This window comes from Cupriavidus numazuensis (genome assembly GCF_905397435.1).
Taxonomy (GTDB): Bacteria; Pseudomonadota; Gammaproteobacteria; order Burkholderiales; family Burkholderiaceae; genus Cupriavidus; species Cupriavidus numazuensis.
In genome coordinates this window covers 18,972-34,214 of record NZ_CAJPVI010000006.1, presented here as the reverse complement: position 1 = coordinate 34,214, position 15,243 = coordinate 18,972, and the positions used below count along the sequence as shown (strand labels likewise).

Below are 15,243 nucleotides of genomic sequence, written 5' to 3'. Positions count from 1 at the left end.
GCAAATGATGAAGTAGCGACTGAAACAAGGCGGCAGGAAGCCCGCACGGAAGCACCGTATGCAGGGCTTGCGAGCCCCGTATCCGGCACTTCGCAGCGCTCAGTGTAACGCCTTGGGAGGGCGATATTCCACGGCCGACGCGAACTGCCGCACCGTGCTGGCGGGCACTTCGCCCACCACTGTAATCCAGTAGTCCGCAATGCGGCGGACCACGACCTGCGTAGCGCCCAGCGACGCGACGCCCTCGCGGCGCACGCGCTGCTCGGAAACCGGCTCGATAAACACCGACAAGCCAGTCAGCCCGTCGCTGTAGACGACCTGGAGCACCTCGAACACCTGACCGCGTCCGCTGCCCTGCGCGGGCGCGCGCAGTTCACCGAGCGGGCGGCGCACCTCGCGGATCTTCTGGAAGCCCTTCAGCGGCACCGCAATGTTCCAGCCCTCGTCCGCGACGTTGGTTGGCTGGTACGTGACCTCATAGTGACTCCAGGAGCTGGAGTTCTTGATGGCGCCGAGGATGCGCTGCTTGTCCGACGGCACGCCGATGTCGACCTGCGAAAAGGCGACCTGCTCAAGCACCTTGCCGCCGTCGCCGATCGTCTGCGCCCGCATCAGCAGGCCCGAATTCTTTTCGGCCCACAAGCGTACGGCGTAGCGAGCCGCATCGTGCGGCTCCAGCGAGAACACCTCGCACTCCACGCCGGCCACGCGCTCGCCCGGGAGCTTGCGCATCTCGTAGAGATCGAGCACGTCGCTCTTGTTGGTGGCCAGCAGCGCCGGGAAGCGGTCCTTGGCTTCCTGCTTCTCGACCACCACGAGCTTGGCTTCGGGAATCAGGCTGTGCACCACGTCATTCTGCCGCAGCACTTCGCGCGGCTTGCCGTCGAGCGTCTCAAGCCGCTCGTACTCGTTGTGCACGAGATCGCTGTAGTGCTGGATCTTCGACGCATGCATCACACTGCCGCGCTGGTAGATCAGCGTGCCGACATAGTTTTCGCGCTGCGCTGCACGGTGGATCTTGCTGAGCCAGGCGGACGCGTCGCGCCGGTTCAGCGAACTGTCCGAGGGCTGGGCTGTGGCCGCCGCCGCGCTCAGACACAAGGCCAGAAAAAAGGACCTACGCAGGCCCCCCATTCTCGGTGCGCCCGCTACGCTGGCGGGCGACCATCCTTTGTGCATGTCCGGCATTATTCCTGCGAATTGTCCTGAGAGAAATTGGCACCGTTGGCGACCGTACGCATGGTCGGCACGAATGCCTCCGTTGCGACGGACGTGCGGTGGGCACGCAGGTATTCGTCCAGCCGCGGATCGCGGATCATCTGGGCGTTTTCGGCTGCGACGGTAACGATGTTCGCGGCTGCGGCCTTGGCGGCGACGGGCTGCTCGACGCGCGCAACCACGGCGTCAGGCGTACCCAGGTCGGAAGGTCCGCGCAACTGGGGAACCACGACCCAGCTCACAGCCGCCACTGCCGCGGCAATCGCGGTGCCCGGCATCACGCGCCGCACCCACGAAGGGCGCACCAGCAGGCGCTGTCGCATGCCCGCGGCCTGGGCCACGGCAGGCACCAGTACGTGCGGCTCGTCATCGAGGCGCGCCGAGAAGCGGGCGAGAAAATCGCCTGTCGAACCCGCATGGCTCAACTCTTCCGACCGCAGCGTATCGCCGATCATCTGGAACACGGTCCAGTTCTCCATGCCAGGCTCGCTCTTCGCGAGCGCCAGTACGGGATCGACCTCGTGCGGCGACAACTCGCCATCCATCAGGACGGAGATTTGCTCCGCCGCTTCCACTACATGAACCGACTGCTTATGAGCCTGACCCATTTCCCACCCCAAGACATTCCAATTCCATTGAACACCGATAATCCCGTCACTTGCTGTCGCTTATCGATGCAGGAATAGGCTGCAACGCTGGCCGCACGACATTCTTCTCACTACCATCGCTTGCCCTCTGCCGTTCCCAGCAGCGGGCGCAATTTTTCAGCAATCGCCTCACGCGCACGGAAGATGCGCGAGCGCACCGTGCCGATCGGGCAACCCATCGCCTCCGCGATCTCCTCATAGCTGAGGCCTTCGATCTCACGCAAGGTGATGGCGGTACGCAACTCTTCCGGTAGCGCCTCCATCGCGCGGTTCACCGTTTCGGCGACCTGGCGCGTGTGAAGCATCGACTCCGGCGTATTGATATCCCTTAGTTGCTCACCGTCCGCAAAAGTTTCAGCCTCTTCCGTATCGATGTCGCTGGACGCCTCGGGTCGCCGTCCCTGCGTAGCCAGATAGTTCTTGGCCGTGTTCACGGCGATCCGGTACAGCCATGTGTAGAAGGCGGATTCCCCGCGGAATTGGGGCAAGGCACGATATGCCTTGATAAAGGCATCCTGCGCCACATCCTCGACTTCGGCGGGATCTCTCACCAGGCGCGAAATCAGGCGGATGATCTTCCGGTGGTACTTTGCCACCAGCAGCTCAAAGGCCCGCTTGTCGCCCTGCTGGACGCGTTCAACTAGGAGCTGATCGGCTTCGCGTTCGCTCACGTATGGTTCACCTGCAGTGTATCTCTTGGTTTGGTCGTCACGACGAACGTTGTATTTTACCTACGAACTGCGATCGGCCAGTGCTTGAAAGTGCATGCTGTGACCGCTGGCTAACAATAACGTTCCCTATTGCCTTGCGAGGGTTGCACCTCTCGTGCAACCGCCAGTGCAAGCCGCGCAGCCCGTAGCACTCGGTGGGATCGCGCCTGGAGCGGCAACACCAGGAGTCCGCGGCGTTTGCCGGGGCCTTGCGCCAGACTCAGGAACAGGATGCCGCCGATGTTCCAGCTGCCCGTCACGACCGCAGTTTCACTGCTGGCGTCGGACCGCCGCACTACCACGCGAGGCATGCCGTAGCGCTGCAGCGATGGCAACACCGCGGAACAAGACTGGCCGGCCCACGACCACCAGTGACGCGTGGCCCATCCAAGCAGGACACAGAGACCGAGCCAGGCGGTACAAATCAGGAAAGGATAGACGCTGCCGGCCAAGCCACGAGGCGTGATTGCACTCAGGCACATCCGGGCCAGCAGGCCGAAGGCAATCCCCTCGCCCGCCCAGAACACGAGCAGGGCCCACCGCAAGCGATGAAGCCCGCCGAGTCGGGAGCCGGCGAGGCGTTTCCGTGGCACCGAATCAGGCGCGACGGAAGACCAGCGTGCCGTTGGTACCGCCGAAGCCGAAGTTGTTCTTCACGGCCACATCGATCTTCATTTCACGCGCCGTGTTGGCCACGTAGTCCAGGTCGCACTCCGGGTCCTGGTTATCGATGTTGATGGTCGGCGGCGACACCTGGTTATGCAGGGCCAGCACGGTGAACACCGATTCCAGGCCACCGGCGCCGCCCAGCAAGTGGCCGGTCATCGACTTGGTCGAATTCACCACCATCTTGTAGGCGTGATCGCCGAAGGCCGCCTTGATGGCGTCGGTTTCGTTCTTGTCGCCAAGCGGCGTCGACGTGCCGTGCGCGTTCAGGTACTGCACCTGGTCCGCGTTCATGCCCGCGTCCCGCAGTGCGTTGACCATGCAGCGGCGCGGGCCGTCCATGTTCGGCGCAGTCATGTGGAACGCGTCGCCGCTCATGCCGAAGCCCACGAGTTCGGCATAGATACGCGCACCGCGCGCCTTCGCCGATTCGTACTCTTCGAGCATCATGACGCCGGCGCCCTCGCCCAGCACGAAGCCGTCGCGGTCCTTGTCCCACGGGCGCGAAGCGGCTGCGGGATCGTCATTGCGCGTCGACAGGGCGCGCGCGGCTGCGAAACCGCCGATGCCCAGCGGCGACACGGTCGATTCGGCACCGCCCGCCAGCATGGCGTCGGCGTCGCCGGCCTGAATCAGGCGGGCGGCGAGGCCGATGCTGTGCAGGCCGGTCGTGCAAGCCGTCACCGCAGCGAGGTTCGGGCCCTTCAGGCCGTGCATGATCGACAGGTGGCCCGAGATCATGTTGATGATCGATCCCGGCACGAAGAACGGCGAAATACGGCGCGGACCACGCTCGGTCAGCGTGGCATGCGTGTCCTCGATCATCGGCAAGCCGCCAATGCCCGAGCCGACCAGCACGCCGATGCGCTCCGCATTGGCATCGGTCACCTCATAGCCGCTGTCCTTAAGCGCCTGGGCGCCGGCAGCAATGCCATAGTGGATGAACGTATCCATATTGCGGGCTTCCTTGGCCGGGATGTAATCCTCGGCATTGAAGCCCTTCACTTCACCGGCAAAGTGCACGGAAAGCGCGGAATGATCGAATTTGGTGACGGTGGCGATACCGGACTTGCCGGCAACCAGGTTGGCCCAGCCTTCGGCAACCGTGTTTCCGACCGGAGACACAAGGCCAAGCCCAGTGACAACGACGCGACGACGGCTCACTATGATTTCCTACGGGTGCGTGATGCAGGATCAGGGACACGTACCGCCAAGAACGCGGACCCGGGGGTCAGCGGTGCGCGGTACGTGTCTTGATTCTGCGTCTTCGAACAGACGAAAGCCACAGAAAACAGCAAGGCGCTACCGGAACGGTGCGCCCACCCGCCTTCTGTGGCTCGGAATTCAGAAACGACTGGCTTAGGCCTTGACGTGCGCGGTGGCGTAGTCGATTGCCTGCTGCACGGTCGTGATCTTTTCGGCTTCCTCATCAGGAATTTCCATGCCGAATTCATCTTCCAACGCCATCACGAGTTCAACCGTGTCCAGCGAGTCCGCACCGAGATCGTTCACGAACGACGATTCGTTCTTGATGTCTGCCTCGGCCACGCCAAGCTGTTCTGCCACGATTTTCTTGACGCGTTGTTCGATATTGTCCATGTAACCCTCCAGGGAAGTTCGACAAAAAGTGGGCGCATTTTAGCAGGTTTGGGGCGTCAGAAATGCCGCCTGCCAAGCTTTGCAAGAATCGCGCCCGATTGGTTCGGAAAACTACGACTTCAGGCAGCTTCTTTCGGCTTCTTCTCCGAAATGTCTACCCAAAAAACCATTAACTCATGTACATCCCGCCGTTCACATGCAGCGTGGTGCCGGTGATATAGGCGGCTTGCGGACCAGCCAGGAAAGCGACCGCGTTGGCAATATCTTCCGGCTGACCCAGGCGGCCGAGCGGAATCTGCTGCTTGAGCGAAGCATGCTGCTCTTCGGACAGCGCCTTGGTCATGTCGGTATCGATAAAGCCGGGCGCGACGCAATTGACGGTCACGTTCCGGCTGCCGATTTCCGCTGCCAGCGAACGGGTCATGCCCGCCACGCCGGCCTTGGCGGCCGAGTAGTTCATCTGGCCGGGATTGCCCACCGAGCCGACCACCGAAGTGATGTTGATGATGCGGCCCTGGCGTGCCTTCATCATCGGGCGCAGCACCGCGCGCGACAGACGGAACACGGAAGTCAGGTTGGTCTGGATCACCGCGACCCAGTCCTCGTCCTTCATGCGCATGGCGAGCTGGTCTTGCGTAATGCCGGCATTATTGACCAGCACGCCGATGCCGCCGTGGGTCTTGACGATTTCGTCGATCAGCGCGTCGCACGCTGCCGCGTCATTGACGTTCAGCACTGCGCCCTTGCCCTTCAGGCCATCGGCACCGAGGTAATCGGTGATGCCGGCTGCACCGGACTCGCTTGTGGCGGTCCCGATCACAGTGGCGCCCTGACGCGCCAGTTCCAGCGCGATGGCTCGGCCAATGCCACGCGAAGCGCCCGTGACCAGTGCGACCTGGTTCTCGAGAAGTTTGGTCATGCGAATTATCCTTTTCTTGCGATCGCTTACTTCAGCAGCGCCAGGGTTTCCTGCAGCGAGGCCGGATCGAAAACCGCACCGCCGGTCAGGTTGCCGTCGATACGCTTGGTCATGCCAGCCAGGACCTTGCCCGGGCCGCATTCAATCACGTGCGTGACGCCTTCGGCGGCCATCTTCTGCACGCACTCCACCCAGCGCACCGGCGCGGCGGCCTGGCGCACGAGCGCGTCTTTGATCGCTTCCGGATCGTTGACGATGGCGACGTCCACGTTGTTAACCAGCGGAATGGTCGGTGCCGAGAACGTCAGGCCGGCCATGCGTTCGCGCAGACGGTCCGATGCCGGCTTGAGCAGCGACGAGTGGAACGGTGCGGACACCGGCAGCGGCAGCGCACGCTTGGCGCCCTTGGCCTTGGCGACTTCACAGGCCTTTTCGACACCAGCCTTGCTGCCGGCGATCACAACTTGCGACGGCGCGTTGAAATTCACGGCCTCGACCACGCCAGCGGCTGATGCTTCAGCGCAGGCAGCGCGGACGTCATCGTCGGACAGGCCGAGGATGGCGGCCATGCCGCCCTGGCCCACCGGCACCGCTTCCTGCATGGCTTGTGCGCGGAAACGCACCAGCGGCACGGCTTCGGCGAACGGGATCACGCCGGCCGCGACCAGTGCCGAGTATTCGCCCAGGCTGTGGCCAGCCACCATGGCGGGCACCGGGCCGCCAGCGTCGAGCCACGCGCGGTAGACCGCCACCGCGGCGGTCAGCATGACCGGCTGCGTGTTGGTGGTCAGGTTCAGCTCTTCAGCCGGACCTTCGGCGATCATACGGCCAATATCCTGACCGAGTGCCGTCGAGGCTTCCTCCAGGGTCGCGCGCACCACGGCGTTGTCGGCGAACGCATTGAGCATGCCGACCGACTGCGAGCCCTGGCCAGGAAATACGAATGCAAATTTCATCGGAGTGCAATCCTAGATTTGAATACCGGTAGCCGCGCGGCCGGTCTCGCCCGCCGCGCCGGCTGTCGTTACATGCGCACCAGCGCAGCGCCCCAGGTGAAGCCGCCGCCTACGCCTTCCAGCAGCACGGTGTGTCCGGGACGGATACGACCGTCGCGCACCGCGGCATCCAGTGCCAGCGGAATCGAAGCGGCCGAAGTATTGCCGTGTTCGTGCACGACCGCGATCATGCGCTCGGCGGGCAGGCCGAGCTTGCGCGCGGTGCCCTGCATGATGCGGATATTGGCTTGGTGGGGAATCAGCCAGTCGATCTGCTCGGGCTGGATCTCGGCCGCCGCCATGGTTTCGCGCGCGACCTTGTCGAGCACGGTCACGGCGAGCTTGAACACCGCCTGACCGTCCATGTGCAGGAACGCATTGCCCGCGATGGCGCCGCCGTGGACATTGCCCGGCACGCACAGGATGCCCACGTGGCTGCCATCGGAATGCATGGCCGTCGACAGGATGCCAGGCTCGTCGGAAGCCGACAGCACGACCGCGCCGGCACCGTCGCCGAACAGCACGCAGGTGGTGCGATCGTTGAAGTCCAGGATCCGCGAGAACACTTCGGTACCGATCACCAGCACATTGCGGTGCGAACCGCTGCGGATGAACTTGTCAGCCGTGGCCAGCGCATACACGAAGCCCGAGCACACTGCCTGCAGGTCGAAGGCGGCACACTGGTTATTGATGCCCAGCTTGTTCTGGATGATGCACGCGGTGCTCGGGAACACGAAGTCCGGCGTCGACGTCGCCACCAGGATCAGGTCGATGCTCTGGCGATCGATGCCTGCCGCTTCGATCGCCTGCTCGGCCGCCTTGACCGCCAGGTCGCTGCTGGCCACGTCCGGGTCGGCCCAGTGGCGCGCCGAGATGCCGCTGCGCGAGAAGATCCACTCGTCGCTGGTCTCGATGCCCTTCTCGGCCAGTTGTGCCGTCAGATCCTGGTTGGTCACACGCCGCGGGGGCAGGTAGCTCCCGGTACCGATGATTTTTGCGTACTTGGTCATGTAGTGTCGGATCGATTTGTCCGTATGGCAGCCTCAGGCGCCGGCCCGATGCATCAGGCGGCGCGGGTGCTGGGGTGCGGGGTCGGGGCTGTCTCCGGGCTGGCCGGCGCAGCGCCCGCAGCGCTGGTCTTGTCGGCAAATGCCCTTGCTATGCGTTCGATGACGCCGTTCTTGGCGGCATCATACCCGCGTTTGATCGCCCATTCAAAAGAATGGGCATCGGCCGACCCGTGGCTCTTGATCACCAGGCCGCGCAAGCCGAGCAGCGAGGCGCCGTTGTAGCGCGCCGGATCGAGCCGCTTGGCCAGGCGCGACAGCACCGGCATGGCAATGCCGGCGAGCAGCTTGGTGAACCAGGAACGCGTGAATTCTTCCTTGATCATGCCACCGATCATCTTCGCCAGGCCTTCGGTGCTCTTGAGCGCCACGTTGCCGACGAAGCCGTCGCAGACGACGATATCGGTCGTGCCCTTGAAGATGTCGTTGCCTTCCACGTTGCCGTGGAAATTGAGTTCCGAGGCACGCAGCAGTTCCCCCGCGCGCTTGACCACCTCATTACCCTTGATGACCTCTTCGCCGATGTTGAGCAGGCCTACGGTCGGGTGTTCCTTGTGGTCCACCACGGCCACCATGGCCTCGGCCATGCGCGCGAACTGCAACAGGTGCTCGGGCTCGCAGTCGGCGTTGGCGCCGAGATCCAGCACTGTGGTGCCCCAGCCCTTGTCGTTCGGAATGGTGGTAGCGATGGCAGGCCGCTCGATGCCCTCGAGCGTCTTGAGCACATAGCGCGATACCGCCATCAGTGCCCCGGTGTTGCCCGCCGAAATGCAGGCGCCCGCCAGGCCTTCCTTGACCTGGGTCACAGCGACCCGCATCGAGGAATCCTTCTTCTTGCGAAGCGCCACTTCCACCGGGTCATCCATGGTGATGACCTCGGTTGCCGGCACGACGCTGACGCGCGGATGATGCTGCGCGTGCAGCTTCTTCAGCTGCGCCTGGATGGCGTCGGGCAAGCCGACCAGCACCACCGCGGCATCGTCATGGCTGGAAAGAAAACTGATCGCTGCCGGGACAGTCACGGAAACGCCGTGGTCGCCGCCCATGCAGTCGATAGCGATTTTGATCGTCATTGTTCCGGATACGGATTACGGATCGGCGCCGGCGAAGGCCGGTGCGCGTCCCGAGCGCCCAACAAAAAAGCGGCAACGATCTTGCCGCTTTTTTGTTTCTGATCTACAGGCATGCGCGAGCGAGACGCAATGTCACGCCGAACGAAGCGATCAGTCGTTCTTGGTCTTGATGACCTTGCGACCACGGTAGTAGCCGTTCGGGCTCACGTGGTGACGCAGGTGGGTTTCGCCGGTGGTCGGCTCAACGGCCAGCGGGGCGACCGACAGATGGTCGTGCGAACGATGCATGCCGCGCTTGGACGGCGACTTCTTGTTCTGTTGAACAGCCATGATGACTCCTTCGAGAATTTTTCAATATTAACACACGCATCCTGCACTAGGCGTAGCCGGGGCCCGGCCGGACGCTTCAACCACTACCTGCAAGACCTTGCGTCGTGCCGCATCGCGGCATCAGTGCCTGGTCTTCAGGCCGGCCAGCGCCGCGAAGGGCGATGGCCGCTTTTCCTCTTCTTCGGGTGCAGCCTCGGGCTCCACCTCACCGTCCGCGCCCGTCACGAGACTCTCGTGCACAGTCGGGCAGACGGCATGCTTGGGTGCTGTCGGCAGTGCCAGCAACACCTCGTCTTCAATCAGTTCCAGCAACGAAAAGCGCTTCGAGCCCGCGATTGCATCGAGTGCGTCGTCGTCCATCGGTGCGGCATCGGCCGCTTCCTCGCTGGAGAAAACCTCGAAGCGCATCGACGTGGCAACAGGCTCGGCATAGGCTGCCAGGCAACGCTGGCAATCGAGCCAGACTTGGCCGTTCACTGCGAGTTCCAGGAACAGGCGCTGCGCCATCGGCGCGCCGGGCTCAGTGGCCTCTTCATGCGCCGACCCGGCAGCCGTATAGGTAAATACCTCGTCGGGCGCCGAAGCTGGCGCTTGCGCGGCCGTCTCGGCTAAGATGCGCGGCAAATCCCGCACCGCCACCTGGCCGGTTGCGCTGCTGCCTTTGCGGCAGAACGCAAAGAGATCTAGCTCGCGCAGGTCGATCGGCTGGGTCATATTGCTGCTCATGCTTGGCTCGCTACACCCGGGGCCCGCCACCCGTCAGGCAGCAAGGCATCCGATATTCGGATGCAGCAAAACGCGCGATTATAAGATGAAAACTGCTCTGTGGTCAAAGGGCTTGCCTGCATTGCCCATGGAATTCCTGTTCCGCTTCAATCACTTATGACTTCAACACCGCTTCCCAGGCTGATCCTGGGCTCCAGCTCTCCCTACCGGCGCGAGTTGCTTGAACGGCTGCGCCTGCCTTTCGAGGTGGCGGTGCCCGATATCGACGAAACCCCGCTCGCCGGCGAATCGCCGGAAGCCACCGCGCTGCGGCTCTCGCTGAACAAGGCCCAAGCCATCGCGCAACGGCACCCGGACGCCCTGATCATCGGGTCGGACCAGGTCCTGACGCTGGACGGCCGCCAGATGGGCAAGCCCGGCTCCCACGACAAAGCCCTGGAACAACTGCGCCTGATGCGCGGCCGCACGGCCACATTCCATTCCGCACTCTGCCTGCTCGATGGCCGAACCGGCCAGTCGCAGCTTGCCGATGTGCAGACCCGCGTCACCATGCGCGACCTCACCGATGCCGAAATCGACGCCTACCTGCACCTGGAAAAGCCGTACGATGTCGCCGGCAGCGCCAAGTCGGAAGGCTTGGGCATTGCACTGCTGTCGCGCGTCGAGTCGGATGACCCGACCGCGCTGGTTGGCCTGCCGCTGATCGCGCTCACATCGATGCTGCGCCAGGCCGGTTACCCCTTCTTTGCCGCATGAGCGGTACGAATACGATGAGCGGCACCCTTTACCTGATCCCAAATACCCTCGGCAAGCGCGACGAAGCCGACCCGCTGCCCGATGTCATCCCGGCCGGCGTCCAGCAGGTCGCGGCAAGCCTCGACTACCTCGTTGCGGAGAACGCCAAGACCGCGCGCGCCTTTCTCAAGAAGCTGGGCGAAACGTGCCCGCTGGCGCGCCCGATCCAGCAGATTGAAATTCGCGAACTGAACGTCAATACCCGCGCCGATGCGCTGGCCGACCTGCTCGCCCCGCTGGCGACAGGCCGCGACGGCGGCCTGTTGTCCGAAGCCGGCGTGCCCGCCGTGGCAGACCCGGGTGCCGAACTGGTGCGCTTGGCCCACGCACGCGGCATCCGCGTGCGCCCGCTCGTCGGACCGAGTTCGATTCTGCTCGCGGTGATGGGCTCGGGGCTGAACGGCCAGAGCTTCGCCTTTAACGGCTACTTGCCGGTGGATCCGGACGACCGCGCCAAGCGGCTGCGCGAACTGGAACAGCATTCGCGCAAGTTCCGACAGACGCAGGTGTGGATCGAAACCCCTTACCGCAACGGCGCGCTGCTTGACGCGCTGCGCCAGCACTGCGCGGGCACGACGCTGCTGTCGGTTGCCGTGGATCTCACGCTGCCTACGGAGACCATCGTCACGCTGCCACTCTCGGACTGGCGACCGGACCGACTGGACCTGCACAAGCGCCCCGCCATCTTTTCGCTGCTCGCCGGCTGATATACAAACGAGAAAGGCTCCCGAGGCCAGCCGGCGCTTGCCGGACATGACCGCAAGGGAGCCTCTCTGTACTACCTGTCAGCGCATGCCCTGGACCCCGGTGCTCCAGAGCATCGTCTTCATTGCCGCCGTACCCATGGCCGCGCCAAAGCGCTTGGCCACGCGTTCGGCGATGTTTTCCTTGACGGTGTAGTCGACGATGTCCTCGGCCTTGAACAGGTCACGCGCGACGTAATCAGCACTACCCAGCCCGTCCGCCAATCCCAGTTCGACACTGCGCTCGCCCGACCAGAACAGCCCCGAGAACAACTCGGGATCGCTCTTGAGGCGATCGCCCCGCCCTTCCTTCACCACGTCGATGAACTGCTGGTGGATTTCCTTGAGCATCGTCTCGGCATAGGCCTTTTGCCGCGGCACCTGCGGAGAGAACGGATCGAGCATGCCCTTGTTGGAACCAGACGTATACAAGCGGCGCTCGACGCCGAGCTTGTCCATCAGGCCGGTAAAGCCGAAGCCATCCATCAGCACACCGATCGAGCCGACGATGCTGGCCTTGTCGACATAGATTTTGTCGGCAGCCGCGGCCACGTAGTAGCCGCCCGACGCGCAGATTTCTTCCACGACCACGTAGAACGGCTTGGACGGATACAGCGTGCGCAGGCGATGGATCTCGTCATTGATGATGCCGGCCTGCACCGGCGACCCGCCCGGCGAGTTGATCTTGAGGATCACGCCCGCCGCATTGCTGTCGGCGAATGCGGCCTGCAGCGAGGCGTTGATCGATTCCGCGCTGGCTGGCGTCCCCGCCGCGATTTCACCGTCCAGCGAAACCATGGCGGTATGGCGACCCGATCCGATCCCACTGTCGCCCTTGAAGTCGAACACCGCGAAGAAGACCACCAGCAGGATACCCAGCACCGCAAAGCGGAAAAAGATGCGCCAGCGCCGCGCGGCACGCTGCTCGCGCAGCGTCGCCATCAGCACCCTCTCCAGCACATCGCGCTCCCAGCCCGCGCCGCCGCCGACCGGCGTGCTGGCCTTGCTGCCGTCCAAGCGCGCCTTGCGTTCACCCGCCTCGCGGCGCGCGGCATCGTCGGCGGCTCTCAGTTCGCGATCGAGCGGATAGTCGGCCTTATGAGCCGTCTCCAGTCGCTCCGCCTCGCCGCTGCCGCCGGCGCCTTCCGACGCTGCCGTTGGGCTGGCGACCCCATGTTCATCCGGCTGACCCGATTCGCCAAACGGCGGTTTCTGCTGTTCTGTCATGCAAGTGGCTCGTGGAAAGGCTCTTGGAAAGGCTGGCGCGACACCGCCATGGTCAGCTTACGCGTCACCCGCCGGCTCGGCCGGATAGTATGGCGCTTCCGGCACCCAAAATACCTTGCCGTCGCGCTCTTCGATTCGCAGCTTGGCCAGGGAAGCGCCCCGGCACGGACCGCCGACACACAGCCCGCTGTCAGGCTCGTACATCGCCCCATGTGTCGCACAGATCAAGTATAGGCCCGAGGACTCGAAAAACTGCCCCTCTTGCCAGTCCAGCTCCATGGGCACGTGGGCGCACTGGTTCAGATAGCCGTGCACGGCGCCGTCAAAGCGGACCGCGAACGCGCCAACCTGGCGCGTGTTGATGCCAACGGTGAAGCGCACGCCGGACCCGCCATCCACCAGCGCTTCGGCCGGGCACAGGAACTGCGCGGCCACACCTTCGATGCCGGACTCAGGCATTCGCCAGCAACCATTCCGTCAGGTCGCCGATGGAACCCGCGCAGTGCAGCGGGGACATTGCACGCAGGGAATCCTCCGGGTGCGCACCATAAGACACACCGATGCCATGAGCACCGGCATTGGCTGCCATCTGTAGGTCGTGCGTCGTATCGCCGATCATGACGGTGCGGCCCATGTCCTGGCCCAGCTCACGCGTCAGCTCCTGCAGCATGGCCGGATGCGGCTTCGAGAAGGTTTCGTCCGCGCAGCGCGTGGCGTCGAACCACTGGGTCAGGCCGCTGGCGGCCAGCGCGCGTTGCAGGCCGACCCGCGTCTTGCCCGTCGCGACGCCAAGGAAATAGTGCTCTCCGTGCAGGGCTTCGAGCATCTCGCGCACGCCGGCAAACAACACCAGCTCGGCATCGCGCGTCAGGAAGTGATAGCGGTAGCGCTCGGCAAGACGCGGATAGTCGGACGGATCCAGTGTCGGCACGGCATAAGACAGCGCATCCTTCAGACCCAGGCCGATGACGTGGCTCGCAGCGCTGTCATCGGGCACCGGCAGCCCCAGGTCCTTGCTGGCCAGCTGGATGCACTTTGCGATGGTCGGGGTGGAATCCATCAGGGTTCCATCCCAATCGAAGACGATCAGGTCAAATTGTTGCCTGGCCATTGGTTTCCTTGTTGGCTGGGTGGGCACCCGGCTTCGGAGTGCCCTTGTTGCTCTGGCTGCGCAATTGTTGCAGGAATCCGGTGCATTCGTCCGGCAGTGGCGCCGCCACCACAAGCGGCTCGCCCGTGCCCGGATGGACGAATGTCAGCCGGTGTGCGTGCAGGAACATGCGCTTGATCCCCGGCCGCGCTCCGGAGCGGGCCAGTTGCTTGTTTAGCGCGAAGTCGCCGTATTTCTCGTCGCCGACGATCGGGTAGCCCGAATGCGCCAGGTGCACGCGGATCTGATGCGTGCGGCCAGTCTTCAGTTCCGCCTCGAGCAGCGTGAAGCCGGAGAATGCCTCGACGCGGCTGAACACCGTGTGCGACGGCAGGCCGTCCTCCTGGACGCGGACCCGGCGCTCGCCGTCCGGCGTACTGTACTTATATAGTGGCAGCTTGACGTGCTGGCGGTTGTTGGGGAATTCGCCGACCACGCAGGCGAAGTAGCGCTTGTCCATGCTGCTGCCACGGATCTGCTCATGCAGGTCGACCAGCGCCGAACGCTTCTTCGCCAGCACCAGGATGCCGGACGTCTCACGGTCCAGCCGGTGGACCAGTTCGAGGAACTTGGCCTGCGGCCGCGCCTTGCGCAGTTGTTCGATGACACCGAACGCGACCCCGGAACCGCCGTGGACGGCCACGCCGGCCGGCTTGTTGATGACGAGCAGGTGCGCATCCTCGAACAGCACCGGGAAGTCGGCCGCCGGCACGGGCTGCTTCGCTGCTTGTGAAGGCTCCGCCACCCGCATCGGCGGAATGCGCACCACATCCCCGACCTGCAGGCGGTAGGTGGCATCGACGCGCCCCTTGTTGACGCGAACCTCGCCCGAGCGCAGCACCCGGTAGATATGGCTCTTCGGTACCCCCTTGGAAACCTTCAACAGGAAGTTGTCGATACGCTGCCCTTCGGCGCCTTCGTCAATCGTGACATACGCCACCTGGGGGCCCGCCGGCGCAGACTTTGCCCCTGTTTCAATTTGATGGCGTAACTCATTCATTTTCAATATAATTTCCTCGCTGTTCCGGCCAAAGACCGGTAGCGCAAGACCTGTGTAAGCGATTTATCGCATTTTACACTTGGGGTTGCCGCCAGCCCTTCCGTCTCCCGCTTATTCGCGTAACCCGCAAAGCGCCAGACGGGCTAATGGCGGCAAAGCAGCACGCGCGCAGTTGCCGGCGCGCAGGAAGTCGCCCATAGGTGGCTTCGGCAAGACCGGCAATTACGTGGGAACAAAGTGTTCAGGTAATACAGAATTTAAGGGCGGATGCCACGTGGCATCCGCTTCGGTGAGAGAAAGTCCCGCCGCACCGGGAAACGGTGCCGGCCGGCAGGCGGTGCCTGCCCCCTGACTAGAAATACCGGCGCCCGGTCGCAG

Annotated in this window: 17 protein-coding genes; 2 read left to right on the top strand and 15 right to left on the bottom strand. The window is 63.9% G+C overall.

All coding sequences use genetic code 11. The annotated features are described in order from the left end of the window. Window positions 1-99: 99 nt before the first annotated feature. The 11 genes from KHO41_RS06710 to KHO41_RS06660 all read right to left on the bottom strand — a co-directional run bounded on the left by KHO41_RS06710 (window position 100) and on the right by KHO41_RS06660 (window position 9,938). Window positions 100-1,179, bottom strand: coding sequence for a MucB/RseB C-terminal domain-containing protein (locus KHO41_RS06710; RefSeq protein WP_211952522.1), 1,080 nt, complete (start codon window positions 1,177-1,179; stop codon window positions 100-102). A gap of 8 nt (window positions 1,180-1,187) precedes the next feature. Beyond that, complete coding sequence (locus KHO41_RS06705; RefSeq protein ID WP_211952521.1) at window positions 1,188-1,826, bottom strand: sigma-E factor negative regulatory protein; 639 nt, start codon at window positions 1,824-1,826, stop codon at window positions 1,188-1,190. Between the two features lie 110 nt (window positions 1,827-1,936). Next, window positions 1,937-2,536, bottom strand: coding sequence for an RNA polymerase sigma factor RpoE (rpoE, locus tag KHO41_RS06700; RefSeq protein WP_211949023.1), 600 nt, complete (start codon window positions 2,534-2,536; stop codon window positions 1,937-1,939). A gap of 636 nt (window positions 2,537-3,172) precedes the next feature. Continuing rightward, on the bottom strand, window positions 3,173-4,405 hold the full coding sequence (gene fabF, locus KHO41_RS06695) for a beta-ketoacyl-ACP synthase II (RefSeq protein ID WP_211952520.1): 1,233 nt from the start codon (window positions 4,403-4,405) through the stop codon (window positions 3,173-3,175). A 195-nt stretch (window positions 4,406-4,600) separates the two neighbouring features. Then, window positions 4,601-4,840: an acyl carrier protein gene (gene acpP, locus KHO41_RS06690; protein ID WP_008644813.1), complete on the bottom strand. Its 240-nt coding sequence runs from the start codon at window positions 4,838-4,840 to the stop codon at window positions 4,601-4,603. 169 nt (window positions 4,841-5,009) lie between these two features. After that, entirely contained in the window at window positions 5,010-5,759 is a 750-nt protein-coding gene (gene fabG / locus KHO41_RS06685; protein WP_211952519.1) for a 3-oxoacyl-ACP reductase FabG, read from the bottom strand. Between the two features lie 26 nt (window positions 5,760-5,785). Beyond that, the gene (gene fabD, locus KHO41_RS06680; protein ID WP_211952518.1) at window positions 5,786-6,715 is read right to left on the bottom strand and encodes an ACP S-malonyltransferase; all 930 of its coding nucleotides are present in this window, start codon (window positions 6,713-6,715) and stop codon (window positions 5,786-5,788) included. Window positions 6,716-6,783: 68 nt separating this feature from the next. Continuing rightward, complete coding sequence (locus tag KHO41_RS06675) at window positions 6,784-7,764, bottom strand: beta-ketoacyl-ACP synthase III (protein ID WP_211952517.1); 981 nt, start codon at window positions 7,762-7,764, stop codon at window positions 6,784-6,786. A gap of 53 nt (window positions 7,765-7,817) precedes the next feature. Beyond that, entirely contained in the window at window positions 7,818-8,894 is a 1,077-nt protein-coding gene (gene plsX / locus KHO41_RS06670; protein WP_211952516.1) for a phosphate acyltransferase PlsX, read from the bottom strand. 150 nt (window positions 8,895-9,044) lie between these two features. Then, the gene (gene rpmF, locus KHO41_RS06665) at window positions 9,045-9,224 is read right to left on the bottom strand and encodes a 50S ribosomal protein L32 (protein WP_008644820.1); all 180 of its coding nucleotides are present in this window, start codon (window positions 9,222-9,224) and stop codon (window positions 9,045-9,047) included. Between the two features lie 120 nt (window positions 9,225-9,344). Continuing rightward, window positions 9,345-9,938: a DUF177 domain-containing protein gene (locus KHO41_RS06660; protein ID WP_211952648.1), complete on the bottom strand. Its 594-nt coding sequence runs from the start codon at window positions 9,936-9,938 to the stop codon at window positions 9,345-9,347. A 168-nt stretch (window positions 9,939-10,106) separates the two neighbouring features. Between KHO41_RS06660 and KHO41_RS06655 the strand changes: the two genes are divergently transcribed. Then, entirely contained in the window at window positions 10,107-10,706 is a 600-nt protein-coding gene (locus KHO41_RS06655; protein WP_211952515.1) for a Maf-like protein, read from the top strand. 14 nt (window positions 10,707-10,720) lie between these two features. Then, window positions 10,721-11,452: an SAM-dependent methyltransferase gene (locus tag KHO41_RS06650; protein ID WP_211952514.1), complete on the top strand. Its 732-nt coding sequence runs from the start codon at window positions 10,721-10,723 to the stop codon at window positions 11,450-11,452. 78 nt (window positions 11,453-11,530) lie between these two features. On the opposite strand, the gene KHO41_RS06645 is transcribed toward KHO41_RS06650, so the two are convergent. Genes KHO41_RS06645 through KHO41_RS06630 form a run of 4 tightly spaced genes read right to left on the bottom strand, consistent with a single transcriptional unit; the run spans window position 11,531 to window position 14,865 of the window. Next, window positions 11,531-12,715 carry a S49 family peptidase gene (locus KHO41_RS06645; RefSeq protein ID WP_211952513.1) on the bottom strand — a complete coding sequence of 395 codons (1,185 nt, stop codon included), beginning with the start codon at window positions 12,713-12,715 and terminating at the stop codon, window positions 11,531-11,533. Window positions 12,716-12,772: 57 nt separating this feature from the next. Beyond that, a complete protein-coding gene (locus KHO41_RS06640; RefSeq protein ID WP_211952512.1) occupies window positions 12,773-13,174 on the bottom strand; it encodes a Rieske (2Fe-2S) protein in 402 nt (133 codons plus the stop codon). Beyond that, window positions 13,167-13,826 carry an HAD-IA family hydrolase gene (locus tag KHO41_RS06635; RefSeq protein ID WP_211952511.1) on the bottom strand — a complete coding sequence of 220 codons (660 nt, stop codon included), beginning with the start codon at window positions 13,824-13,826 and terminating at the stop codon, window positions 13,167-13,169. The genes KHO41_RS06640 and KHO41_RS06635 overlap by 8 nt, the downstream gene beginning before the upstream one ends. Next, window positions 13,807-14,865 carry an RluA family pseudouridine synthase gene (locus tag KHO41_RS06630; protein WP_211952510.1) on the bottom strand — a complete coding sequence of 353 codons (1,059 nt, stop codon included), beginning with the start codon at window positions 14,863-14,865 and terminating at the stop codon, window positions 13,807-13,809. Before KHO41_RS06630 ends, KHO41_RS06635 begins: the two co-directional genes overlap by 20 nt. Window positions 14,866-15,243: the final 378 nt, after the last annotated feature.